This is a genomic window from Rhizobium altiplani (assembly GCF_001542405.1).
Classification (GTDB): Bacteria; Pseudomonadota; Alphaproteobacteria; order Rhizobiales; family Rhizobiaceae; genus Rhizobium; species Rhizobium altiplani.
This window is the reverse complement of record NZ_LNCD01000075.1, coordinates 1-24,913: the sequence shown is the minus strand read 5'-3', so window position 1 is coordinate 24,913 and position 24,913 is coordinate 1. Positions and strand designations below refer to the sequence as shown.

Sequence of the window (24,913 nt, the reverse complement as noted above, 5' to 3'; positions counted from 1 at the left end):
AGCGCTAGCTGTCTTAAAGTTGTGACTGAGCCGGTCGTCTTGCGGGTCAGTAGAATACGCGACCGCCGTCCGCGTTCAACGTCGATCCGGTCATATGTGACGACTCGGCGCAGCTTAGGAAAAGGATCGCATTGGCCATGTCGCGAGCCGTCGCGATACGCTTTATGAGATACCGTTCAAGAATTCGATCCAGTTCAGCCTGAGGATTGGGCGCGTCTTCATACGAGCGACGAAGCATGGGCGTGTCGGTAATGCCAGGACAAAAGGCGTTGGCACGAATGCCGTCCGAAGCTAGGTCAACCGCCAGTACCTTAGTAAACATAATCAGGGCTGCCTTCGACGAGCAGTAGATCGAGCGCTCTTCGAGAGGGCGCAGTCCAGCGGCGGATGCGACATTCACTACGGTTCCACCGTTCCCGGACTTTCTGATGTAAGGCAATGCTGATCGGCATACCGATACCGGCCCGAAGACATTTACCGAATAGAGCTTATGCCAATCACCAACATCTGTGTGCTCGAACTTTCGAACAAGATCAATGCCGGCGCAATTTACGACGCCATCAATACCGCCGAGCGCTTTGGATATTTCGGCAACCGCGGCCTCCACGGAGGCTACGTCGCTAACATCGGTCTGCGCAAACGCCGCTCCCGTGCCGATTTCCTCGGCCACACTCTGCGCGCGCTTCCGATCCAAGTCCAAGATGCCAACCTTGGCTCCCTCCGAGTGGAAGAGGCGCGCAACCGCCTCCCCTATTCCAGAGGCTGCCCCAGTTATGATAAAGCGTCGCCCATCAAGTTTCATCGTGTCCAAATCCGCTGTTGAGTAGCTGTTCATTCAAATAGAGCTGCGCTCTCGCTAGTATTCACACCAACCTCTCGACAATAAACGTTGATGATCTAGCTATAGGCCGCGTCGAGGGCGTGACCTTAACCCTCGGGTGGTCACTTGCTTCCGCTGAGAGAACAGACGTTACTGATCTACTGTAGAAGGTCGCCCGAGCCGTTCCGGCCCGGGCCAAGCAATTTAGCGGATTTCGCCGACCTGCTTCCAACCATCTTCTTCGGCCTGGAATGTGCCGAAAAGACCGCTGACGTCGCCACCTGCGTCGAAGTTCAAGTCCCCTGCAGCGCCCTTGTAGTCGATCGGCTTACCCGCATCGATGAGCTCCTTTGCCTTTTTCCACTCTCCCGGTCGAATCGGCTCGCCGGGTCCGCTCGCGACTGCACGAAGGCTCTCGGGAATTTTTTCCTTGTCACCTTTGGCCTTTTCGATCGCGAGGGCCATAAGGAACGCCGCGTCGTAGGAGGCATCGGTCAGGACGGCCGTCGGATCACCTCCGAACTCCTTGAATGACTTGCGAAACACGTCAAGCGATTCGGACTTTTCGCCAATCGGCACGATAGCAGTGAAACCTTCGAGGTTCTCCGCCCCGATCGTTTTGAGAATGGTTGCAGAGCGCATGCTTTCAGCTCCGTAATAGGATTTGAAAGAACCATCCTCAATCGCCTCGCGCAGCACCGTGAGCCCTGACGAGTCACCGTAGTCAAAGATGACAAGCGTTTCAGCTCCCCCCTTGGCTAGCTCCGCAATGTCCGATCTGTACGAAGGCTTGTTTTCCTCGTGGGCGGCGTAACCGGTGATCTTGCCGCCATCAGCTTCGTAAGACCGTTTGAATGCATCCGCCAGGCCTCGTCCGTAATCGACGTTGACGTACGATACCGCCGCTTGCTTGATGCCCTTTTCAAGCAACGCATGAGCTACGGCCGCTCCCTGCAGAAGATCAGATGGCACAGTTCTGAAAACCGTGTCGTTATCCTTCAGCTTAGTGAGTTCTGGCGAGGTGGCTCCCGAGCTGATGACCGTTAGACCAGCTGGAATCGTCACGGAGTTCGCAACAGCTAGAAGAGCGCCCGAACAGAACGGTCCCACCATGCCTTGGATATGAGAGACGTTGACCAGCTTGGTCGCGGCGTCCACCCCTTGCTGTGGAGTGCATCCGTCGTCAGCAACGATACCAACGATCTTTTTTCCGTCCAGGATGCCCCCCTGGTCGTTGATCTGTTTCAACGCAAACCTTTGAGCATTGAGCATCTCGGGAGCAAAGGCCGCTGCACCCCCGGTGATGCCACCCACGAGACCGATATTAATATCGTCAGCATTTGCATTTGCCGCACCAAGCGACATAGTAACCGCTAGAGTGGCCAGTGTGAGATAGTCTTTCATTCTCATTCCCCTTGTTGTGTTTCAACTGAGCTTTTCTTCACTTCCATACCTATCTTTTTTGCTTGGACTGTCGTTCTCCTTGAGTTCCAAAATCTGGCTCGGGTAGCAGGCCCGATGGCCGGAAGCGAAGGACTAGTAGGAAAAGCAACCCGACCAAGAGCATGCGTGCATATTTTGCCTTCACCGCAAGAGCGTCCGGAAGCTGGTCTGTGAGGAGTTCCGAGGACGACCAGATGATCCAAACGATCAAAGCACCAAGGAGGACACCACGGCTGTTTCCCGAACCTCCCAAGATCACCATGATCCAAACCAAGAAGGTTATGATTGTCGGGTCGATCGCTTCTGGCGTTATCGTTCGCACGTAGTGGACGTAGAGCGCGCCGGCGAGTGCCATGAGAGCCGATCCGAGGACGAACGCCTCCATCCGTCTCCTTTCGATATTCTTCCCCATTGCTCTCGCGGCAATCTCGTTGTCGCGTATTGCACGCATCATCCGTCCCCAAGGAGAGATCGCAAGCCGCTCCACCAGGAGGTAGACAACGAGTAGAACGACGGCGAGGAACAGAAGGTACAGAAACTGTGACAAACTGTAGCCATAGTCCCCGAACGGTCGCGGAATATTGCTGATGCCCCGAGCCGCGTTTGTCAGCCATTCCTCAGACTTAGCCGCAATTCTTATCGTCTCGGCGAATCCGATCGTCACTATCGCCAGATAATCGGAACGAAACCGAAGGCAGACCTTGCCGACAGGCCAGGCCACCGCTGCTGAGAGCGCCATCGCTGCGACGATGCCCACTGCGGTTGGCATCTCAAAACCACCAACGTGATCAGCGGATGCTGGAGAAGTGAGGATCGCTGAAGTGTAAGCGCCTATCGCAAAGAAACCCGCGATGCCCGCATTGAATAACCCTGCGTAGCCCCACTGTATGTTCAGTGCGATGGAGAGGCAGCCATAGATACAGAGAAAAAGCAGGAGGTAGACTGGATAGTTCAAGAAGCTCAGGAAATCCATGATGTCCTCACAATACTTTTCCGTTAAAAATTCCGGTCGGACGCAACAGAAGAACAATCAGGAGGATTGCGAACGAGCAGACAGCTTTGTATTCCGCGGGTAGAAACAGCACCGAGAATTCTTCGGCCAGACCGACGATCAAGCCGCCAACAGCTGCACCCTCTATTCTTCCGACGCCGCCGAGAATTGCTGCGGCAAAAACTGGGAGGAGAATATTCCATCCCATGGTGGACTTAAGCTCGGTGTTGATCCCGAGAAAGAAGCCGGACGCTGCGCAAAGTGCGCCAACCAGCAACCATGTCAGGACAGTGACCTTGCGTATGTCGACGCCACATGCTCCCGCAAGATCTGGATTGTCAGACATGGCCCGCATCGCCTTTCCCCACTTGGAACGGTTGAGAAAGAGCTGCAGAGCAACAATGATTCCGATGGTTATGACAAACGTCATGATCTCCTGAGGCTTCAACCGCATCCCAAGCCAGTTCGTCGGTCGGGAAATGCCGTGGTTGTAGACCTGCGTCTGGACGCCCCAGTACATCTGTATCAGCGACCTGATTATAAGCGCGACGCCGAACGATGCCATGGTAGAGATAAGCTTTGGCTGTGCGCGGAGCGGACCGTAAAATACCTGATCGATTCCCACCGCAACCAGACCTCCGAAAACCATGGCCAGTGGGAGGGCGGCGTACGGAGAGATGCCAAGCGACGTCACCACTAAAAGCGCGATAAATGCCCCGAGTGCGGACATATCGCCGTGCGCAATGTGACCATGTCGCATGATAGCAAAGACCAAGGTAACCCCTATTGCTCCGAGAGCGTAGGTAGTTCCAATGACCAGGCCGGGGATAAGGTGATAATTGATAATTTCAAGAGCGTTCATGGGGGAATCCTATGCTCCAAGGAACATTCTTGCGATGTCCGGATCATTCAAGAGATCGCTTCCAGTTCCGGTGAAGCGGTTTCGCCCCTGCGCCAACACGTAGCCGCGATCGGAAAACTCCAAGGCCTGCTTCGCGTGTTGTTCCACCAGTAGGATAGCGACTCCGGAATCGCGCACATCGCGGCAAATCGTGAAGATCTGCTCCATGTACTTCGGAGACAGTCCAGCAGTCGGTTCATCGAGGAGAAGTAGCTTGGGAGAGAGCATAAGGGCCCGGCCCATTGCGACCATCTGGCGCTGCCCTCCAGACAGGCTGCCTGCTAGCTTTTTACGCTTGTCGCGCAGATCGGGAAAAAGCTGGTAAACGTTTTCGAATGCCTCCGACAGGTCGCCCGATCTCAGGAATCCTCCCATCTCGAAGTTTTCGTGTACGGTCATGTCGCCAAACACGTTATTGACCTGCGGGACATAGCAGACGCCTGATTTGACTATTTTGCTCGAAGGCCAGCCGGTGACATTGCAACCCGAAACTACAATCGAACCGCTGCCTATGCGGAGAAGCCCGAAAACCGCTTTCATAGCAGTGGATTTCCCAGCGCCATTTGGGCCTATAATCGTGACTATCTCTTTGTCCCGAACGCAAAGATTGAGGTCATGAAGTATGTTTACATCCGTGTAGCCAGCGTGGAGCCCGCTGATCGCAAGAACATCCATCATGCTGGCAGCCTCGTTTCCCCGAGATAGGCCTGAAGTACGCGCTCGTCCGCACACACCTCATCGAAGGTGCCCTCGATTAGGACTCGGCCGTCCACCATGCAGATAACCGGGTGGCACAGCTTGTTAATCATCTCCATGTCATGCTCTACCAAGATGAAGGTGTATCCTCTCTCTCGGTTGAGATATGTTATCTTCTCTTCGAGCTTCCGAAGAAGCGTGCGGTTAACGCCCGCGGCTGGCTCGTCGAGCAGGACCAGCTCAGCGCGTGTCATCATCGTGCGTCCAAGCTCGAGCAGCTTCTTCTGACCCCCGGAAAGTCGTCCCGCCTTTTGATGCGCCACCTCTGTCAGTTCCAAAAACTCGAGCGTCTCCCAAGCCAGTTTTCTTGTCGCGACTTCGCTCTCCCTGACGGCCGATGGCCTGAACCAGTTGTTGAGAAGTGTTTCGCCGGTGATGTCACTTTGTTTCACCGAAGCCAAACGAGGCGTCTGCCAGTGAACTTAGGCAGTTACGCCGGTTACGGCTTTCCACTGCGCTACTGCGCGGATGCGATGAATGTGAGTGGCGAGGGCGGAACGTTTCTGGTGAGACGGGACGAAAAGATTTCTGACCGCTGAAAAGACCGCGATAAAACGTTGTAAGCCGCCAACCGAACGAAAGCCCTGCATCACCCGTTCTCGTTTTCGCAGCGGCAGATGGGAATTTTCAGCACGATTGTTCAGACCCTTGTGCGATCGGTGTTCGACGCCCGGCATCACATTCCGTCTTGCTGCTCCGTATGAGCGAAGTTTGTCGGTGACGATGCGCTTCGGCGTCAGGCCTTGCCTCTTCAGCAGTCTGACCAGCAATCGCTTGGCTGCCTTGGTATCGCGGCGGCCCTGGACGATCTCGTCGAGAACGTAGCCGTCCTGATCGACGGCGCGCCAAAGCCAATGTTTCCGGCCGCCAATGGAAATCACCGCCTCGTCCAAATGCCAGATATCCTTCCGAGACGGCTTCTTTCTGCGCAACTGCTTCGCGTAAGCCGCACCGAATTTGCGGCCCCATCGCCGGATCGTTTCGTAAGATACGACAATGCCGCGCTCCAAAAGCATTTCCTCGACAAGCCGCAGACTCAAAGGAAACCGGAAATACAGCCAGACCGCATGCGCGATGATCTGCGGCGGAAATCGGTGGTTCTTGTAACTAATCCTCGTCGAGCTCATCCTCGCCCAATTAACCGCCGACCATTAAGCCACCGATAACGTGACATCACCCGTCCTGCGAACATGGGTGTTGATCGTCACCACTGGCCTGGTCGGTGGCGCATTTTACGGCCTAATCGCTCTGTGTGAGAAAAGATTTATCTGGTGGAGGAGCGAATGATGCGGAAAGCTGCTTCCCTTTTTCCCGCCGCGGCCATGCTTCTCGCCGCGCTGGTCGCGTGGCAATTGGTGGTCGTTACATTCGGTATTCAGCCGTTCATTCTCCCATCTCCGCTAAATATAGCAGGGTTCATGGGTTCGCAGGCTTCTGCACTGCTCAACGATCTCGTCATCACGATCGGAGAAACGCTGGCCGGCTTCGCAATCGGCTCGGCAATCGGGATAGCACTCGCTATCGCATTTGTCCTGGCTCCGCCGCTCCAGCGCGCGATCATGCCGCTGGCAGTGATGATCAACATGGTGCCGACCGTCGCGTTCGTGCCCCTGGCCCTCATCTGGTTCGGAGTGGGCTTCAGCTCCAAGATTGCGATTGCGGCGCTGACCGTGAGCTTCCCGGTGCTCATCAACACCCTGGCAGGTCTAAACAGTCCGCTGCCCGCTCACATCGACCTCTATCGGAGTTTCGGGGCAAAGTCTCTATCGGTTCTGGTCCGCCTTCGGCTCCCGGCTTCACTCCCGTCAGTCGCGACGGGACTAAAAGTCGGCTTCGCCCGAAGCACGGTCGTCGTCATCGTGACGGAGATGCTCGGAGCCTACTCCGGTGTCGGCCAAACGATCTATCGAGCAACCTCACAAATCGATTCCATCACAGTCTGGTCTGCAGTCGTACTGTCCTCCGTGGCAAGTCTTATTCTGTATGGCATTCTGGCGGGCTTGCTTAGGAGGTTCATTTGGTGGGATTAAGCTACTCGAGACTCTAATCGAGCAGGCGGAAATCAGGCCGATGGTTGCAAAAGAAAGTGTTCGATCGTCAAAAGGCAATAGCGAGAGCGAGAGCCGGCAAAAAGTGAGCCGATCAGACGAACTGCGCGAAGCACTTGAGGAGATGATAATCACCGGTCGGCTTCCCCCGGGCGCCCGCATCGACGAGGGGGCGCTGGTCGAGCAGTTTCAGGTTTCGCGCACGCCAATGCGCGAAGCCATCAAAGCACTTATCGCCACGGGGATGCTTGAGATGCGTCCCAGGCAAGGCGTGTCAGTGGCGGCCATTTCCATACCAAAGTTGATGGAGATGTTCGAAACGATGGCTAATCTGGAGGGCATGTGTGCCAAATACGCGGCAAGGCGCGCAACTCCAGATGAAATCGCACAGCTCCTGGAGATCCAGGGACGTCTCGAAGAGGAACTGGGCTCCAACAATCCCGATCGCTTCTACGAGATCAATGGCGAGTTCCATGAACTTCTCTATGATGCTTCGCATACCGAGTTTATCGCCGACCAGACCAGGATGCTGCGTCGCCGCGTGTCGATGTATCGCAGGCACGTGACCTATCTTCCAGGTCGAATGGCAGCCACGATCGGCGAGCACGGAAAAATCATTGATGCAATTAAAGCCAAGGATCCTTCAGCTGCAGCGACGGCCGCGACAGAGCATCTGAACCTCCTCGGAGACGATATGGTCGATTTCATTGCGCGCCTGACGAGGACGATGGACGTTTACCAGTAGCTGGGGTCAGACCATGCCGGTCTATCTTCATCATTGCGTCGGTTACTGCTGTGGACCTAATTGAATGATGGCGCAGTCGTCATGATCTAGGTTATGCCGCTGCGCCTCTGTACTACCCGATGGAACACTCCGGTGTTCTCGACCAGGACTCTGGGTAGGATGCTACCTGCCAAGAAGCCGCCCCGCAATTTCGCTTAGCCGCGCCACCTCAATCGTCGGCACCGCCGCGCTATAGTTTTTCGCGCGCAGCGGGTTAAACCAGCAGCTCTCGATGCCGAACTGGTTTGCCCCAAGAATGTCCGCATCCAGCCGGTCACCCACTATGATTGCTTCGTCTTTGTTAAAAGTCCGGAATCTGCGTGCCGCGTACCCAAAGAACCGGATGTCCGGTTTGGCAAAGCCGCATGTCTCTGATGTCGCCACGAAGCTGAGCCACGGGGCAAGGCATGAATTTTCGATGCGCTTCGCTTGAACCGTCTCAATCCCGTTAGTGATGATCCCAACCTCCCCTATCCCTGCTAACATCTCGCAGAGTTCGGCCGCGCCCTCCACCAGTACGACAGTTTCCGGTAAAAACTGCAGATGGCGTGCGCTTGCCGTTTCAGGATCGGCGTCGATATCGTGCTGCACGAAAACGCGTCGAAACCGCTCGACTTTCAGGGTTTCCTTTTGGACCCTTCCCTTTTCGAACTCCGACCAGAGCAGCATATTTTCCCTCTGTAGGCAGCAAACAACTGCTCATCTTCCCCGTCCATCCCCAAGCTGGACAATGCGCGCCCAAACGATAACCGCTCCGAGGCTTTGAAATCGAGCAAGGTGTCATCGAGGTCACAGAGAAAGCGGCGATATTTCATTTTGAGCCCAAGAACGCGCGGCGAATTACCTCAATATCATCAAGCATGAGAAGCGCCAGATTCGGAGCTAGGTATAGCTCAAGGCCCTCCGTACCAGACCCGGCGACGTAATCGCCCGGTACGGGGGCGAAGAGTTCGCGATCATCCTTCCGGATACCGATGAGCCCGGTGCGGTCGCCGTCGGCGAACGGTTGAGGCGGCAGCTTGGCTGCAGGAGTCTAGTTCGCGCTGCCAGCGAGTTCGGCAAAGTGACCGTTAGCGTGGGCGTTGGAACGCTCGACGAGCCGCACGACCCGTCCGCGATCATCGACCTGGCCGATGCGGCGCTCTATACGTCCAAGTCTGCAGGAAGAAACCGCACGACAGCCGCTCAAGGCTTGGCCTTCGCTCGGGTACATCATCGAGTCCCTACTTTGAAGGAACTGGTGAGTTTCGTTGTAGGGTTCTCGCTTGCGGAGCAATTCCGCGCAACCCGTCAGGAGAAGGGCCAGGGGCGTGTGCTTTCGAAGTACCTCAGGCAGTCGCCTCGACGGGAAGTGAACCATCAACCCGCTGCCACGCACGATGTTCTGGCTGGAAAGCACTTAAGCGGTCATCCATCTTCCGGTTCTAAAGCCGGCTTACAGCCTCTACGACATCGCGCAGCGCAATCGGTTTTTGTAGACGCGTGATATGCGCAAACTCATCAGGGATGACGTCCGGGTCGTATCCTGTGAAAAAGACGAACGGTATGCCGCGTTCGAGCAATCGGTGAGCGATGGCAAATTTTGGACCGCCGCCACTGAGGTTCAGATCGAGCACCGCCGAGGACGGGGTATCATTTTCTAGCACATGAATTGCATCTTCAACTGTAGGAGACGGTCCGAGAACAACGGCTCCGGCGCCACGCAAAGCGGCGGCCGTATCCGACGCGACGTAGTAGTCGTCCTCCATCACAAGGATCGTCTTGCCGCTCAGATCAGGTGCCCCGGTCATGTCGATAGTCCCTCCATAGAGCCGTGTGGGTACGGGCGCGTCGGTTTCGAGAATGCTTTCAGCTTCGCGAAGACGAAGCTCAATATGACATCTGGCTCCATCTGGCTCGATCGTTGTCTTTCCTGTCCCCCTCAGCTCGTAGGGGATCTTGGCTTCGATGAGTTCCGAACCGAAACCACGGCGCGTCGGCGGCGGACGCGGTGGTCCGCCTTCTTCGATCCAGTCGATGGCGAGCCAGGGTTTCTCCCGCCTTTGAAAACGGCTCCAGGTAACAGTTACCTTGCCACTGCTGACTGAGAGGGCGCCGTATTTCAAAGCATTGGTCGATAACTCGTGGAAGGCCAAAGTGAGAACCTCCACGGCCTTGGGCGACAGCATTATCTCGGGGCCAGTCAATTCGTACTGATTTTCGGAGTGGGCTTGTGTGCCGATCTCGCTTTCGAGAATGTCGCGCAGCGATCCACCCGCATTGGCCTGGCGCGTCAGAAGGGTCTGGACGCGAGCCAGGGCAAGAAGGCGACCAGCAAGGGAAGTCTTGTAGTCTTCCACATTAGTTGCGCCATCAGCAGACCTGACGGCCGTGGAGCGGATCATCGCCATGATGTTGCGCACTCTATGCTGCAATTCATGTAGCAGAACGCCCTGGTGCTCGACGGCCATCTTTGTCTCGGTGACATCTTCTGCGATGCCGCCAACACGCTGCACTTTGCCTTTCTCATCGAAGAGCGGGAAATCCGTGTCCTTGATCCAGCGGAAAGAACCGTCGTTTCGCCGGATACGGAACTCGTGAATAGCTGAATCTCCCTGACAGGCACGCTCCATATGATGCCCGGCTGCCTCCCGATCCTCGGGAAGTATCATCGCGGCCCAGCGTTTGATATCGCCAAGGAGCGCTTCCCGTTCGATGCCATAGATCGCCGCCGTAGCTGGGCTGACGTACTCCATTGCCAACGTTTCCGCGTCTCTGATCCAAAGACCGGATGAGGATGCGTTGGCAAACTGCTGAAACCTGCTTTCGCTTTCCCGCAGGGCGATTTCGGCGCGTTTGCGTTCGGTAATGTCATAAAAGACGCTGACCAGGCGCCTGCTTTCAGGACCGCCGACGCGGGCCGTCGAGCTATGAACCCATCGTCCCGTCGGCTGGTGCCACCTTTCGATCTGCTCGGCCACTCCGGTTTCGGCCACCCGGCCAAACATTTCAATCCAGTAGGGCTTCGTCCCGGGCATGAATTCACTCGCCAACTTGCCTGCGACATCCTTCAATCCGCTCTGCTGCTCGTATCCGGCATTCGCCTCCAGGATTCTCCAATCTACGGGCCTGCCAGACTCGTCGTAGATCATGTCGAAGATGCAGCAGGCTTCGATCATTGTTTCGAACGCCGCACGAAACTTGGCCTCGCTCTCTCGTAAGCCAACCATCTCGGCCCTGGCATCCGCGAGGAGGCGCTCCAGTTCTCGTGCATCAGCCACAACCAAGCTCCTCTTGCAGGACGTTGCTCACGAAGTCGATAAGCTGCAACGTAGCACAGAATCCGGTGCTCGCTCGTCTGTTCAACGCATATCCGCTTGGGCCGGCGGCGGCCCAAATGATTATCGCCTTGAACGGGTTTGAACCTACGACCAGTGACTTGGAAATCTCATCTGCGTGAGGATGATATATAATTCCAGTCATTCGACATCGCGTCTAATTGTGCATGGCCGGAGCGGACGGCAATCCCCGCCACTGCGGGTTTGCACGGTGTCAGACCCTAAAATTAGGAAAGTGCTTCCAATGCGAAGATGACTTTTTGGTTCGACACCGCTTTTGTGGATAGCCTAAAACCTGCTCTCGTTGTCCGCTTCCGGGTCGATATCAGCCTCCAGATCAGTCTCCAGCTCCAGATCGATTTCGTCTTCGGGACCATTGGCATCAGTTGTAGCTGCCGCCCCCGACTGAACCTCCTGCTCAGAGTCGCCGCGAAAAACCTCGTAGAGGAATTCTAGCTTCGCTAGCATTTCGTCATAGGTAACAATGGAGACGGACTTGAGACCGTTTCGGAATAGCTCGAAAGACTTTAGATTGTCCCTTCCCGTCGGAATCATTCCTGCAATGATCAGTCCTTGGATCGCGTAGGATTCGACGTCATAGATTCCCGACGCATCCTTCATAATAGGAAGGCTGCGCTGCAGTTGAAATCGTTGGTCCAGTATCTGATTGACTGCGCCCGTGATTTCACGGTCCGGGCCAAACAACCCGCCCCTGTATGGTTTTGCTTCTAAAAGATCTGTATGTGGGGTTTTGATTTCGACAAGGGCCAAATTGCCGCTCGCGGCCGCCTTCACGGCAAAATCCGAAATCTTGTCGCCCTTCCCGCTAAATTGCCGCCCCCCTACCGAAAACTGATCCCCAATAAGCATGACCGGATAACCGAACGCCATCTTCAGGACAAAGGGATTGTCCTTGAAAAAAAACCTGCCAGCCACTTTCGCTTACCCGCTTCGAAAGCATGGCTTTCATCTTCACAATTAATTCTTCGAGCGTAACGGTCTCGATCGTCCTGCTTAGAGCCAACAAGGTCGTCGGCTCTCGTTGGCTCATGGTTTTGGCGACCGCTGAGGTTGTCCGGGCCGCGGTCTTACGGTCTCCCGCAGTGAGGCCTGCCGTCTTCGTCAGACCGTCTCCTAATGCCTCTGACAGGGCGTCCTTCCTGTAGCGTCGCTTGACAACCGGGAAAGTCTGAGGGTCCACGGCGTGAAGGAGTTCGTTGTTGGTTAGAACAAACTTCTCGTCAGCGGCAACATCTAGCGCTTTGGCGTGTATGCGGCGTAAGCGTTTCCTAATCTCATCAAACGATGCCGCTGAGATTGCGTAGGTACCCATTTCGACCTTGGGCAATCCCGTTCGGCGTCCCTTACGAACGCGCAGATCGGACACGCCGTCCATTCTTTCAATGCTTTCGATTATATAGCGGATGTCAAAATTGATCCCCAGTCCGAAATAAGGGTCTTTTACGAAACCGCTTGGCAAAGCCTGGAGGGCTTCAAGAACATCTTCAACGTTTTGGCAATCTGCGAGTTTGAAGCCCTCCAGCGTAATCGAGCGCAGTGTGTCATATTTTCCCTGCATGAATCCGGGGCTGGAAGCAGCCACATTCAAAGGAAAGGTCCTCGCTACGTCGAGCTCTCTCTGGCACTCGATGATCGTGTAGCGCTGCTGATTGTAAAAGGCAGGGTTCAATTTTTCAGCGACATCGGTTGCTCTGGGGGCAGGGCTGTAGTCCAGACGCCACGATTCCTTTCCAGGCGCTCGAAAAAGAAGCCGAGCACCCTCTTCCGCGCTTGCAACAAAACCGGTTCGGTAAGGATTGAGGGGCATTATGATCTCCTATCGCAGGCGATCGCGCCAGCGATTGTCGCCTATGGGCCTGTCCTGACCTGCATCGCAGCCTTTCGTTGGGTTAGCTGTCGCGGATCGTTCGAAAGCGGATTAGCACAGAGGACTTTTACTTCGTAGTTAAGGACCGCGCTTATAATCGGCTCGTTTCTTTCCCTCTGAAGGCCCGGAATGTCCGCCATTGCAAATTCGGTACAATAAGGCTTATGCATAAATTGCGGTGTCGGAAGTGACCCGGCTCTTTGCCGCTATTGCTTGCGGCCTCATGCGGAGCACAACCAAGCAACCTGCACACAGAATAGATTATAGATGCCCCGACTGTTCGAAATTGAAGGTTCTAATCTCGATCGTGGTTTCGAGAACCTGAAAATAGCGGAGTCGCCGATCGAACGGCAACTTCATGAGCTGATCGAAACCATGTGGGCAACCTACGAGCCCTATGCCGATCCTGATTTTCGCCAGGGGTTCGCTCGCGATGTAGATGGCCGATTTTGGGAAATGTATCTCGGCTGCACAATGCTTGAGGCAGGCCGTCGATTGCTGCCGGTATCCGAGCGACAACGCGACGGCGGTCAACCTGATCTCTGCGTTATCGAAAACGGCCAGCGCATCTGGATCGAAGCGATCGCTCCCGACGAAGGTGCCCCCGGGCCAGATCAGATTGGGCGACCAATCCCCATGAACCAGGGCGGAGGCCTCTTTGCTGCACCGATCCGTCAAGCACAGTTGCGGACGTCTGGGGCCTTCTGGACCAAGACCCAGAAGTTCGCCCATTACATCGAACAGGGCGTGATCGCGCCTCAGGACACCCGGATCATCGCGATCAGCGCGAGCCGCTTCGGCGTCTATGTCTCCGAACAGCCCCTTCCCCTAATCATGACCACCCTTTTCCCGATCGGAGACGCGTTCATAACCATCGATCGCGGGACCGGAGAGGTTGTCGACGAGGGGTTTCACCCGGCGCCGCTCATTGAGCGCGAACGCAACCCGATTCCTCGTACCGCGTTCCTCGATCAGCGCTTTGCCGATATTTCGGGTGTGATCTGGTCCCGCGTCAGTCTCGGTAATCTCTCTCGTCGCGTCCGCCCGCTGACTTACGTCCACAATCCGCTAGCGCAAGTCCCGCTGCCAGCGCGCTGGGGGATCTGGGATCGGGAGTTCGTTGCGACGCCGGAGGGAGAAGGCTGGGAAGCCAGCGACATCCTAGCTCCTGCGCCGGTGGTCGAGGCACCATGATTAAGCGGCAGCTGAATCCATCGCATGTTTAGCGCCAACTCATCCTCGACCATTTCGCAACCGGCCGAGCAGACGATCGGGAGGCAACTGTTTGACCATTGACCGAGGGCCTGGGAGCAACGTCACATTCGATCCGCTCGCCACCGCTCTGGCCGTCGATGACCCTGCCATTAGCGAATTGTTGGACTTTGACACCGGCGAGTTTCTCGATGCAAGAGCATGGATCGGGGGGCAACGCTATGAAGAGCTCATCGCTGAGCGCGTAAATGTGCGTGAACGCCTGGCAAAGAATCCCCGTTTCCGCTGCTCGTTATGCTCGGTGCTCTCCTATCTGGTTTCGAACCAGCATAAGCGGTTTTTCTTTCGACATATGACTGAAGATGGGTCGTGCCCAGCAGAGACCCGCAGCCCGCTCTCACGCGAAGAAATCCTTGCCCGCAAATATGACGGCATCGGTGAAAGCGAGCCACACAAACGCATCAAGCGCATGATTGTGCGCAGTTTGGAGGCCGATCCGTCATATTCCGGCATCCTAGCCGAGCGCCAATGGCGATCCTCGCAGGATCCTCGAAGCCGTAGGCAGCCAGATGTCCAAGCCACAGGGCCATCCGGGCGCATCGCTTTCGAAGTGCAGCTCTCGACGACATTTCTCGATGTCGTTGCGGGGCGCCGTTCCTTCTACAGAGAGGAAGGCGCCTTGTTGGCCTGGGTAATGGGGGGCTTTGATCCCGAATATCGGCGCTTGACGACCGACGATCTCCTTTTCTCCAACAACTCGAATATTCTCGTGGTTGACGATGAAACGGCTTCGATTTCCGAGCTCCAGCGAAAATTCCACGTGCGTTGCCATTTCCGACGACCTGTCAGGGATGGCGATCAACTGGTCGACCGTTGGGAAGCGTCTGTCGTACCCTTCGGTTCGTTAGCGTGTGAACTCGACATGCAGCGCTGCTGGCATTTCGACTATGAAGGTCAGGCCGCCGCCATCCGAGCAGCAATCGAGCAGGAATTGCACAAACGCGAAGCCGCGGCGACCGACAAGGTGCGAAACGACCTTTTTTCGTTCTGGGTCACGCGGCTCCCCCATACACAGTTGGATGAGGAAGGGGTTCGTGCCTGGGCGTCATTGCGCCAGGCTTTTTTTGCGCGTGAGATCGCCCTACCGGCGTTGCCCGACGATAGCAGCAGCTTCGTTGCCCTCATGAATGGGCTCGCAAGTGCCAGGGAGGGCCGGCCTGTCGGATGGAGCTTCCAACACCTTGTGCAGGTTGCCCACAGAATCGCAGATGGATATCCCGAACACGTGGCGGCGTTTGGCCACGCCATCCGGCACTTCGCACGCCAGAAGACTATCGAAACTCAGGACCATACCGGCAAATGGAAGCGTCGCGCTGAGGGTATCGGCAGGTCATTGCGGGCCGGGGAGCCTGACTTCGCGCCAGAGCCGAACAGCATTGATCTTGCCGGCTTCCTCATTCCCGGACTGAAAGAAAAATTGGCGGCCCTTGTCCTGAAAATTGCCTTGTAGTTCACGTTGGTGTTTTTTCGGGTTCCGAACGGCGGGATAAGCCATGAATCCCCGTCCGAATTGTCAGCATAGGACCGTCACACTCTCGTCGAGAACCGATCGTATGCGGTGATGCGAACAGTTCGAACGTCGGCATCATGTCGATATATCTCGCGTAGAAGGTAAGAGACTTCAGCATCCTTTTCAGCATCCGCGATATCGACATGCCAGGATCGTGGCTTTCCATTTTCGTCGCCATTCCAGCGATACCCCCTCGCCTTCAAGACGTCCTTGAATTCGAACGGCGAATTTTCGGCCCAGATCCGCCAGGTCGGCAGACGCGCATGCTCAAGCAGTTTCGCCAATGCCGTTACACCCGCTCGTGGTAACTCTCGCGCGAGAATTTCTATTGCTGCCAAACAATCATTCGCGGCCCGATGCCGATCGTAGAAGAAGCCAAGAGCCATCGCGAGATAAGAGAGTTTCGTGCCCTCGAACCCTTCGAACGCCCAATCAATTTCCGACATCGAACACGCCCACGGCTTGGTTGAAAACACAGGGTTGAAGCGCTCCAGAAACCGCCGATCGAACGCCGCATTGTGCGCTATGACCACATGCGCCGGCGCAGCAGACGCTGTGATCTCCGCGGGATCGATCGACTGGCCAGAAACCATCGCGTCGGTAATTCCGGTCAAAGCAGTGATTTCAGGAGATATCGGTTTTACCGGTTTACGGAGACGGTCGAAAGGTTCCAAAACTTCGACCACTTCACCATTCAGCGTATAGCGGAACGGCACCATCGCCAGCTCGATGATCTCCTCCTGTTCAGGATCGAGGCCCGTGGTCTCGACATCGACCAAAAGACCCATGCGGGTCTCCGCATCGTCAAAGCCCTCGATCCGCGGCCGCGGCCGAAGACGCCTAAGAATCCTATAGTCTGGACTGGCTTCAAGTCCACTGGCTAGTTCCTCCAGAGTCGAGACATCGATCATCAATCGAATATGCCTCCTGCGCCGGGGTTTTGTGCAGGCGCCGCTACAATACGAATCTGCGCGACCCGTCCCTGTTCGTGGAACCAGAGGTCGCGAATTTTCGCGTCGTCGCTAGCGGGAAGTGGATCAGCATCACGGACCTTGAACGTCGTTGGAAGGTTGACCGAGGTCCCGAAAACTAAAGCATGCTGCTTTGGTAGAGAAGGAAGACGCTTTAAGACGGCGTCCGAGATAAACGGCGTCATCTGCCGGATATGGGAGAGATCGTCCGGGTTCTGGATTCTATGGATCACGAAATTTGAGCACTGCGAAAGAACTGTTTTCGATAGTTCGCTCGGTCGCTGCGATGCAACCAGGAGGAAAAGGCCGTACTTTCGCCCCTCCTTCGCGATGCGCTCAAAGACCCGGCTTGCGTCGACCGCGTAGCGCGAGGGTGTGGAAGCAATGTAGCGATGCGCCTCTTCAAGTAGCAGGTGCACTGGAAAACGGTTGCGCGGATCCGCCTGACGGAGAAGACGAAAGGACATGCGCGCCAGAACAGAAGCCACAAGTTCGACCACCTCATCTTCCACGGCGTTCATGTCGATGATGATGACCTGATTTTGCTTCAGCCAGCTCGCCCCATTCTGCACTAGCCCCAGAAGCTGCGACAGAAAAACGCCCACGGAGGGATCAACGCCACCGCCCTGCAATTCATGGCGCAGGAAAGCATATTCGGCCCGTTCTTCCAGCGATTTGAACCGGGTAATCATTTGAGAGCAGTAGTCGCGTATCTGCCGGTTGCCGTGCGCCTCTTCGTATAGGATTGCGAGGTCCAGCGCCTCGCCAAGAGCAGAGAACTCGAAGGGAAGGCACTCATAGGTAGGCATCTTCAGCCCATCGATAATGAAGCCTCCTCCCTGTGCCCCTCCAAGGAGATAGTTTGTCAGTCCTTCAGGGTTCGCCATCTGGCCAAAGTTGATCCTGATGAACTGCGCGATCCTTGGATTACTGATTTGTGGAGTATTGAAGCGCTGAAGCAGGCCTACCATGCGGTCGTGCTTCGAGGGGCTTCCGGAATCGTCGCGTAGGATCTGACTGAGGCACGTTGCCAGGATATGGTTCTTGATGCCGTTGAGTTCCTGTGCATTCCCTCCGGAAAACAGCGTCGAAAGACCGAGCGCCATACGCAGAATCGGCACCTGGGTGCGCTCGCTTGCTTGCAGGAGCAGCTCCCATTCCGACTGTTCAAGAAACCAGTGGGGCAACCGGAAACGGCCTTGGGCAGCCGTTCCATCGAGAACGACGTGGGAGACACCCACCCCGTTACCATTCGCCAAAGGGGTCAGCGCCCGGGCATACTCTCCATTGACGTCGAACACCACGAACGTCGCGCCACGCGCGTGATGCTCGTCGGGCTTATCGAACAACGACTGCAATACGGAGGCAACCGTGCAAGACTTCCCGCTGCCGGTATTTCCGAGAACGGCCGTATGCCCTCCGAAGAAGTCATCGATACGGACTTTGACATCGTAACCCTCGAAAATGACGGACCGACCGATCGCCAAGGCGCGGAACCTGGTTGCCTCCGGCGGGATCGGTGGGTGCTCTCCCCTTTTAGGCGCAGGCTCGCTTGGAATGTCCGTTTCAAACACGCGGTCGAGTTCGGCATCCAAGGCATAGAGCGCATCGGAATAGAGCGACGGGAATATGGACACACCGAACCGAAATTTCTCTCCCGGCTTTTGAGGAAGCATCCCCACAGGCACGACATCCAGAAACTTGGCCGATGACGCCTTGTCCATATCGCCATCGCGTCTATCCGAACTGCCGACATCGCGCTCTCGGAGCCCGACGACCTCCGCGACGACATATTCCGTCTGCACTGGAATCATCAAAAATGAACCGAGACGAGCCACGTAGTGGACATCATCGAAACCTACGACCGTGAAGTTGTCGGTGCCGGCATGCATCTCGACGACGAATTTGTCGGCCGCGACGGAAACAACCTTTCCTATCGCCCGCTTTCGGTCGTCGCGGCTCATTCTTGCTCCTCCTTCTTCGGAGAAGGCGCCATGGCCTCCAGAACCTTGCGGACTGCATCGTCAATACGCTCGCTCGGCCTCTGGGGCAGGAACTGTTCGATAATGGTGTCGAAATAATGCGCCTTGCGCCCAGCTTCCGCACCTTCGCCGCCGATGATCCAGATCCGCGGATCGTTGAGCGCTCTCAGCTTGGCGATATCACCCCCAAGATTGGGATCGACAAAGATCACCAGCCTGAATGTCGGAATCGTCAGGGCCTGATAGATGATGTTGTTGATGTGTTCGTCGCCGAACGCATATCCCATCGTGAGCAGAACGCTCTGCTCGCGAACGACGCGTGACTGGAATTCCCGGAAAAGGTCGGCATATGGCGACCCAAGACTGGCATTCTGTTTGGCCGGCGTGGGATAAATCATCACCTTGCCGGGCTCCTCCGAAGCTGCGGCCTCCCTGATCGGGAAGAGGCCATGATCGTCCTCTGTCCAACTAATCGAGCCGTGAATCTTGCAGAGATAGACAAATCCATCGACCGCCGACCATTTGCGGCTGGTCAGGTCGAGTTGTTCGGCCAAGGCATACCGGAATGTTGCGGGATTGAAACGCCGCTCCACTACGCCGGAAAACCCGTTTGCATATGGCAGGCCAAGCCTGTCCATCGCCGTCTCATTGAAAAGATCGTAATTGGTCGTGAACACCCAGGGCCGGGGCAGCGAGCGGTCACGCAGAACGAGCTTGCGGTAGAAGGTCTCATACAGGTTCAGGACGGCACGATCGCCTTTGGCAAAAGCCCCTTTGGTGCATTTGGCCCAAAGAAATGCTTGAACCTCCTTGATGATCGACTCGACAACGATCAGTTGCTTTTTTGATGCCTCAAGCGAGCTTCGCCCTAGCGAAAAGCGTAGGCTGTGAAGCAGTTCCATCAGGCGTTCGAGATTGCGCGCGTATTCCTGTGCGCTGATATCGATTCCGAGTTGCTCCAGAAGCACCTTGCGCTCGGCGTTGGTCGGCAGCCCTGCGACATCATGCTCATGCACCTTCGTGAATTCCGCAGCAAGCGGAGCCATGGTCGGAATACCGACCTCGGCATTGTCTACGCGCAGCGATGAACACCCTGCCCCGAGCAGGAATGCAACATTTTTCGCGTTCAGCGACTCCGCCAGAGCCTTGCGAACGATATCGGCTCCCTCACCCTAATCGTATTCGCGGCCATCAGCATCCCCGCCACGAATAAACCGAAATGTCTGTTTCGGCGCTTCGGCCTCCCCCGGATTATTCAAACTCCCCTCCCAATCGTCCCGTTCAAGCTCGTCATGTTCCAGGCCGTAATCGAAATCCTCAACGACCTGATGTCGTCCCACATTCGTCTCGCGATGGTTTTCAATGCCTATTGGGTATTCCCATACCGACCAGTTCAGTTCCCCCAAAAAGGGATGCCCCACTACCGCTTCATAGTGAAGCTCTGACCCCATTTGGCGCTCATCACCGCCCACGGCATCCCAATCCAGCTCATCACTTTCGACTTCATAGATCTCGCCAGTTGTCGCGTGCCTGATGCGAGCAATTCCCCTGCAATAGACCCTCATAACTTCCCCAACGATTCGTTTGCTAAAGTATATTGAAAATTCGGAAATTGGCTTGCCCGAAGGCACTATTTGAACAGTGCGGCGCGATACTGATTGGACATCCGGAAACTTGGTTTGGACGATGCTCCACGTCACACGGTTGCGCTGGCGCAGAGTCACACGTTGTGGCGGCTGGATAATTTAGCGCTTGCTCTTAAGCGCTTACAACATTATTGTTGTAAGTATGATTCCAGCTTTTATCACCATACCTGGTTCACCATGGGACGTGCTGCCACCCGGCACCCACGTCGCGACCCTCGAAGAGATCGCTGGTGTATATGGGTACAACGAGCGGCGCCGTACCCTCCTTGGTGGGCTCCTCGAGGGTGCTGCCGTCTTGGTGAAGGCTGGATGTTCGAAGATCTAGCTGGACGGTAGCTTCGTCACAGCGAAACCCATCCCGGGTGACTACGATGCATGCTGGGATCCGGCCGGCGTTGTCGGCACGCTTCTCGATCCCGTGTTTAAGGATTTTAGCGACGGTAGAGCCCGACAAAAGGCGCGCTTCGGCGGGGAGTTCTTTCCGTCGAGCATCGTAGAAAGCGGGTCAGGAAGAACGTTCTTGGATTTCTTCCAAGTGGAAAAGCACACGGGTGGAAAAAAGGGCATTCTTGAGATTTCGATCATGACGGATGCGATGGTCCTTCGGAGGCTAGCTCATGATATTCAGTGATCGTCAGTATGCTGTATCGAAAGAACAGCTCACCAATTTGCGAAACGCGGCTCTGGCCATCCAGGCTGGCGGTGCCAAGCTCGATTGGCTGAAGGAGATCGAGTCCAATGCGCTTCAAAGCCAAATCGCAGATATCCAGCGAGAGATGGCTGAGTACGATTTCCTCAAATCTGGAGCTACGGGTTTCACGGAGGAGTTCGCCTTCGAGGAACTGCCGCGCGTGCTGATTCAGGCCCGTATCGCACGAGGTCTGTCCCAAACAGATCTCGCTGAGGGTTTGGGTCTTAAAGCACAGCAAGTGCAGCGGTACGAAGCTACCAACTACATGAGCGCCAGCCTCGGACGCCTTATGGAAGTCGCAAACATTTTGGGCGTTCGAGTCTCGGCGTCCTACGGAGCCGCCGAAGAGCGCTCGGAGGGGGCGATTTATGCCTGGTCTGACGCTGGTTCCGTTGAATGGAACAAATTCCCGCTTCGGGAGATGGCCAAACGCGGTTGGATCAAAGGCAATGACCTGGCAGTGTCCGCTCGCACCTGGTTTCATCAGGTAGCTGGGCCTCAGTTCGCGACAGCTCTCCATCGCAAGAAGATGCACAGCGGCAACGCACCGAACGAGCACGCTCTCCTGGCGTGGCAAGCGCGCGTCCTTCAGAAGGGACAGCAGGATTTCGAAGCGGGCTTGATCGGTGAATTTAGCTTGGATGACCGTTGGCTGGACCAGCTCGTTGCGCTCACAAAAGATAGTAACGGCCCACGCAAGGCCAGGGATCTCCTCGGTCGAAACGGCATTGGCATGGTTGTTCAAAGTCATCTTCCTGGGACATACCTCGATGGCGCGGCAATGGTCGCTCCGTTCGGAAATCCCGTTGTCGCACTCACTCTTCGGTTCGATCGCCTTGATAACTTCTGGTTCGTCCTATTCCACGAACTGGGGCACGTCTTTCTGCATCTTTATAATTCTCTTCGGTTCGACTTCTTCGATGAAGAGGATGGTCATCAAGGTGACCAGTATGAGGAGGACGCAGACAAGTTCTCCTTAGACCATCTCATTCCGCAAGATACTTGGCGGAAGTGCCTATCTCGATTTGCGCTGACGGAAGAAGCGGTCCTCATCGACGCAGAGAAGCTCGGAATCAGTGCAAGTATCATTGCCGGCCGGATCAGGAAGGAACGAAACGACTATCGCCTTTTCAGCAATCTCGTCGGGTCGGGCACTGTTCGGACCCAGTTTGAGGGAATGATGGAATGAAGCTAACGCCTACTACGTATGTACCGTCGTTAAGATGGCGCCTAGGTGAATACCAGGCGCTGTCCCGTCTGAGTGACGCGGCGAAGCAGTCCGTCGTTCCGTTCATATTTATTCCAGAACCGGAATATGATTTCGAGGAGGGCCAACCGAAAAAGACGGTCCAGGAACAGGTCCAGACTTTTCCGAAGCGTTACCAGCAAAAATGGGGGAAGAGGCCAGCTTGGATTGACGTGCACGCGAATATCGCCACCGCGAGCATGGCAGATGGACGAACGCCAATGTCCTTCGTCTTCGAAGAAATCCGCAGTTTCGGGTCCAGGGCTGTGCCAATCACCTCATTGGACGCGCAGTCAACCGTGAATTCTATTGTGGCCGGCATTGCGGCAGTCGACAAGCTCGGGGCCGGGATTAGAGCCCGCCTTGAGCACGTCATGAAGCCCAACTTCGATGCGCGATTGATGGCACTGATCTCGTTGATTGGCCTCACTCGAGAGCAGATAGACCTCATCATTGATCTCGGCGCACCCAATTTCCAGCCCTATGCAGACTTTGCTGATGGACTGATAGTTGCAATGGAGAATGTCTCGGCTCTTTCAAGCTATCGCTCTTTGGTGATGATCGGTACTGGCTTTCCTCAGATATTGGCGATCAACAAACCTGGAGGACACCTGCCGCGGCACGAATGGGTCTTCTACAAGACGCTGCGTACCAAACTTGCCGGAACCGGACGCGTTCCGAATTTCGGAGATTACACGATCGTTCACCCAGAGTTCACCGCACAGGATATGCGGATGCTCAAGCCGGCGGGCAAGCTTGTCTACACAGCGGGCGACACATGGAATGTTCGCAAGGGTGGGGCATTTCGAGCGGACCCAGGACAGATGCATACGCATTGCGACAGCATTGTCAAATCGGGGCAATTTTGCGGGCCTCATTTTTCGGCCGGCGACGAGTACATCGATCTGTGTGCGAAGAACCAAGCCAAGCCTTCAAATCTGACGCGCTGGAAGGAAAACGGCATCAGCCATCATATTATGCATGTGCTGACTGATCTCGCCACGCCGAGCGCTGGACCATAAAGTTGCGAATTGCTGCAATCAGGTCCGCGATCGGCATTTGGGCGGCCAGATCGATGTAGAGCTGCAGCCTGTTTCGCTTAAGCTCCCGCGGCGACGCTCCGAAGCCCGCAAGAAGCTCGGCAGCCTCTGAATGCCAGAGCAAGTGCGCAACCTGGATCGGATCGACGGACGGGTTGGCCCGGGCGCGCCGCACCGTTTCGAAAGAGATGCCACCTCTCTGCCCTTTTTCGGCACTGATGAGCCCGCACCAAGCCGGAACAATCATCTCCGCCTTTGAGAGATGCCTGGCCGCGCAAACCAGAGTGAGCCTGCTCAGACCCTTCGAGTAATACTCAAGCTGCGCCGGTAGTCGATCCAGCGTATCAAGACTGCTTTTGATCTCGAAACCATGGACCTCTGCCGAAATTACTGCCACGTCGATCCTGACCTTCGCGTGCGACAGACCAAGCTCGTCGACGATGATGACATCGTCGGTCTTCCGGTATGAGCGGAGCTTCTTCTTATGAAGCGCGGCTCTGATTTCCTGGTCGTTCGTAGCTAGCATCATTGCATCCCCTAACCATAGTTATTGGCCGATTTCACGACCGCGGCCAAGCCGTAATTCTCGTCAGTTATCTGGTAATCGCAGCGATCACGTTCGATCCAGCGATCAAATAACACCCCATGCCCGAAACCTCCCCCTCCCCGTCATCTCCCTGAGGCCGAGCTCCGACACGATCCGCCGCGCCGCCTGCGGCGTGACATCCAGCGTCTTCGCCACCATGCCGGCCGACACCAATGGCTTCGCTATTACCAGCTCGACCAGCTCCGGCAATTTTGAAGACGTCCGCCGCCCATCGAGTTTTCGCTCCATGAGTGTTCGGGCCAGTGAAAGCCGGTCCTGCTCCTTCAGGCCGATCTCGGCGGCCGCGATCAGCCCGTGGGCAATGGCGACCAACCGGGTTTCGCTATGACGATGTCTGCGCCGATCGACGGCAATGGTTTTCAGGCCGAGATTGATCGCCGCCAGGTGGGCTCCGGTGGTGACGCCGGCCTGGCGCAGGATCGAGGCAGCCAGCAGTCGGCCGAGCCAAGGCGCATGCTGCAGCACAGACAATTCGTTCCAGGCATCGAGGGCGACGATCGCCTGCAGCACCGCCGGCAAGTCTTGCGCCTGCCGCACGACGCTGCGCCATTCCTCCAGCCGCGCATCCTCATCCCAGTCGAGATCGTAGATCATCGGATCTTTCTCTTGTGCGCTGGCACGGCCGGGCCGTATTGCGTTCTCGATCGCCGCCTCCGACCGGGCGAGCACCGCATCGATGGCGGCATAGTCGACACCGGGAAGGCCTTCGCCACCGCCAGCACCGCCCCCGTCCCCTATCGGCTCGACACCGACAGGCTGCTTGGCGCCGGTCGCCTCCGCCGCGTCAACGTCGGCCGGCATGATCTCCGACGTCTGCCGCAGCGTCCGAAGACCGTCGGTGGAAAAAGCCCAGCCGGACTGTTGGGTGGCGATTCGCCGGCGCGTGCGCAGCACGTCGCGGGCGATTGTCAGCTCATGGGTTGGTGTGCGAATATCGCGCGTGTCGTCGTGCAGGACGAGATCTTCCAGGTGGACGAGTTCGCCGTCGATCCACAACGAG

At 56.2% G+C, this 24,913-nt stretch carries 24 protein-coding genes and 1 pseudogene; 8 read left to right on the top strand and 17 right to left on the bottom strand.

Annotated features, from left to right (window positions below):
* Positions 1–46: 46 nt before the first annotated feature.
* The 7 genes and pseudogenes from AS026_RS16555 to AS026_RS16525 all read right to left on the bottom strand — a co-directional run bounded on the left by AS026_RS16555 (position 47) and on the right by AS026_RS16525 (position 6,085).
* Positions 47–802, bottom strand: a complete 756-nt coding sequence (locus AS026_RS16555; protein ID WP_028746952.1) for an SDR family NAD(P)-dependent oxidoreductase — start codon at positions 800–802, stop codon at positions 47–49.
* 222 nt (positions 803–1,024) lie between these two features.
* Positions 1,025–2,224 (bottom strand): ABC transporter substrate-binding protein, encoded by a 1,200-nt coding sequence (locus AS026_RS16550; RefSeq protein WP_081687914.1) that lies wholly within the window; start codon positions 2,222–2,224, stop codon positions 1,025–1,027.
* Between the two features lie 49 nt (positions 2,225–2,273).
* Positions 2,274–3,236, bottom strand: a complete 963-nt coding sequence (locus tag AS026_RS16545; protein ID WP_028746954.1) for a branched-chain amino acid ABC transporter permease — start codon at positions 3,234–3,236, stop codon at positions 2,274–2,276.
* Positions 3,237–3,243: 7 nt separating this feature from the next.
* Positions 3,244–4,116, bottom strand: a complete 873-nt coding sequence (locus AS026_RS16540; RefSeq protein WP_028746955.1) for a branched-chain amino acid ABC transporter permease — start codon at positions 4,114–4,116, stop codon at positions 3,244–3,246.
* A 9-nt stretch (positions 4,117–4,125) separates the two neighbouring features.
* The gene (locus tag AS026_RS16535; protein WP_028746956.1) at positions 4,126–4,833 is read right to left on the bottom strand and encodes an ABC transporter ATP-binding protein; all 708 of its coding nucleotides are present in this window, start codon (positions 4,831–4,833) and stop codon (positions 4,126–4,128) included.
* The gene (locus AS026_RS16530; RefSeq protein ID WP_412770325.1) at positions 4,830–5,303 is read right to left on the bottom strand and encodes an ATP-binding cassette domain-containing protein; all 474 of its coding nucleotides are present in this window, start codon (positions 5,301–5,303) and stop codon (positions 4,830–4,832) included. The genes AS026_RS16535 and AS026_RS16530 overlap by 4 nt, the downstream gene beginning before the upstream one ends.
* A gap of 30 nt (positions 5,304–5,333) precedes the next feature.
* A pseudogene (locus AS026_RS16525) lies at positions 5,334–6,085 on the bottom strand (IS6 family transposase).
* 109 nt (positions 6,086–6,194) lie between these two features.
* Between AS026_RS16525 and AS026_RS16520 the strand changes: the two are divergent.
* Together AS026_RS16520 and AS026_RS16515 are read left to right on the top strand one after the other, a co-directional pair.
* A complete protein-coding gene (locus tag AS026_RS16520; protein WP_028746958.1) occupies positions 6,195–6,941 on the top strand; it encodes an ABC transporter permease in 747 nt (248 codons plus the stop codon).
* Entirely contained in the window at positions 6,895–7,704 is an 810-nt protein-coding gene (locus tag AS026_RS16515; RefSeq protein WP_205634472.1) for a GntR family transcriptional regulator, read from the top strand. Before AS026_RS16520 ends, AS026_RS16515 begins: the two co-directional genes overlap by 47 nt.
* 162 nt (positions 7,705–7,866) lie before the next feature.
* Here the strand turns inward: AS026_RS16515 and AS026_RS16510 are convergent, their stop codons facing one another.
* A complete protein-coding gene (locus tag AS026_RS16510; protein ID WP_202902584.1) occupies positions 7,867–8,412 on the bottom strand; it encodes an HAD family hydrolase in 546 nt (181 codons plus the stop codon).
* 256 nt (positions 8,413–8,668) lie between these two features.
* Here AS026_RS16510 and AS026_RS44580 point away from each other — a divergent pair, with 256 nt between their 5' ends.
* Complete coding sequence (locus AS026_RS44580; protein ID WP_081687917.1) at positions 8,669–9,229, top strand: GGDEF domain-containing protein; 561 nt, start codon at positions 8,669–8,671, stop codon at positions 9,227–9,229.
* Here AS026_RS44580 and AS026_RS16500 read toward each other — a convergent pair.
* From AS026_RS16500 to AS026_RS16485, 3 genes are all read right to left on the bottom strand, one after another.
* A complete protein-coding gene (locus tag AS026_RS16500; RefSeq protein WP_131815327.1) occupies positions 9,168–11,003 on the bottom strand; it encodes a PAS domain S-box protein in 1,836 nt (611 codons plus the stop codon). The genes AS026_RS44580 and AS026_RS16500 overlap by 62 nt on opposite strands.
* A 345-nt stretch (positions 11,004–11,348) precedes the next feature.
* A complete protein-coding gene (locus AS026_RS16490) occupies positions 11,349–11,930 on the bottom strand; it encodes a Shedu immune nuclease family protein (RefSeq protein WP_028746962.1) in 582 nt (193 codons plus the stop codon).
* On the bottom strand, positions 11,887–12,888 hold the full coding sequence (locus AS026_RS16485) for a hypothetical protein (RefSeq protein ID WP_028746963.1): 1,002 nt from the start codon (positions 12,886–12,888) through the stop codon (positions 11,887–11,889). The genes AS026_RS16490 and AS026_RS16485 overlap by 44 nt, the downstream gene beginning before the upstream one ends.
* Positions 12,889–13,215: 327 nt before the next feature.
* Here AS026_RS16485 and AS026_RS16480 point away from each other — a divergent pair, with 327 nt between their 5' ends.
* Together AS026_RS16480 and AS026_RS16475 are read left to right on the top strand one after the other, a co-directional pair.
* Positions 13,216–14,142, top strand: coding sequence for a hypothetical protein (locus tag AS026_RS16480; protein ID WP_028746964.1), 927 nt, complete (start codon positions 13,216–13,218; stop codon positions 14,140–14,142).
* A gap of 91 nt (positions 14,143–14,233) precedes the next feature.
* Positions 14,234–15,670, top strand: coding sequence for a DUF6035 family protein (locus AS026_RS16475; RefSeq protein WP_028746965.1), 1,437 nt, complete (start codon positions 14,234–14,236; stop codon positions 15,668–15,670).
* 77 nt (positions 15,671–15,747) lie between these two features.
* Here AS026_RS16475 and AS026_RS16470 read toward each other — a convergent pair whose 3' ends face one another.
* From AS026_RS16470 to AS026_RS40055, 4 genes are all read right to left on the bottom strand, one after another.
* A complete protein-coding gene (locus tag AS026_RS16470; protein WP_028746966.1) occupies positions 15,748–16,641 on the bottom strand; it encodes a 3'-5' exonuclease in 894 nt (297 codons plus the stop codon).
* On the bottom strand, positions 16,641–18,665 hold the full coding sequence (locus AS026_RS16465) for an ATP-binding protein (RefSeq protein ID WP_028746967.1): 2,025 nt from the start codon (positions 18,663–18,665) through the stop codon (positions 16,641–16,643). The genes AS026_RS16470 and AS026_RS16465 overlap by 1 nt, the downstream gene beginning before the upstream one ends.
* A complete protein-coding gene (locus AS026_RS16460; RefSeq protein ID WP_202902585.1) occupies positions 18,662–19,729 on the bottom strand; it encodes an SIR2 family protein in 1,068 nt (355 codons plus the stop codon). The genes AS026_RS16465 and AS026_RS16460 overlap by 4 nt, the downstream gene beginning before the upstream one ends.
* Before the next feature lie 126 nt (positions 19,730–19,855).
* Complete coding sequence (locus AS026_RS40055) at positions 19,856–20,248, bottom strand: hypothetical protein (RefSeq protein WP_202902586.1); 393 nt, start codon at positions 20,246–20,248, stop codon at positions 19,856–19,858.
* Positions 20,249–20,654: 406 nt separating this feature from the next.
* Here AS026_RS40055 and AS026_RS44575 point away from each other — a divergent pair, with 406 nt between their 5' ends.
* From AS026_RS44575 to AS026_RS16445, 3 genes are all read left to right on the top strand, one after another.
* A complete protein-coding gene (locus tag AS026_RS44575; protein ID WP_412770327.1) occupies positions 20,655–20,960 on the top strand; it encodes a DUF6932 family protein in 306 nt (101 codons plus the stop codon).
* Between the two features lie 145 nt (positions 20,961–21,105).
* Complete coding sequence (locus AS026_RS16450) at positions 21,106–22,209, top strand: helix-turn-helix domain-containing protein (RefSeq protein WP_245307529.1); 1,104 nt, start codon at positions 21,106–21,108, stop codon at positions 22,207–22,209.
* Positions 22,206–23,288 carry a beta family protein gene (locus tag AS026_RS16445; RefSeq protein WP_028746970.1) on the top strand — a complete coding sequence of 361 codons (1,083 nt, stop codon included), beginning with the start codon at positions 22,206–22,208 and terminating at the stop codon, positions 23,286–23,288. Before AS026_RS16450 ends, AS026_RS16445 begins: the two co-directional genes overlap by 4 nt.
* Here the strand turns inward: AS026_RS16445 and AS026_RS16440 are convergent.
* Entirely contained in the window at positions 23,242–23,835 is a 594-nt protein-coding gene (locus AS026_RS16440; protein WP_028746971.1) for a sce7726 family protein, read from the bottom strand. The genes AS026_RS16445 and AS026_RS16440 overlap by 47 nt on opposite strands.
* 102 nt (positions 23,836–23,937) lie before the next feature.
* On the bottom strand, positions 23,938–24,913 hold a 976-nt coding region (locus AS026_RS16435; protein ID WP_062370598.1), incomplete at its 5' end, for an RHE_PE00001 family protein.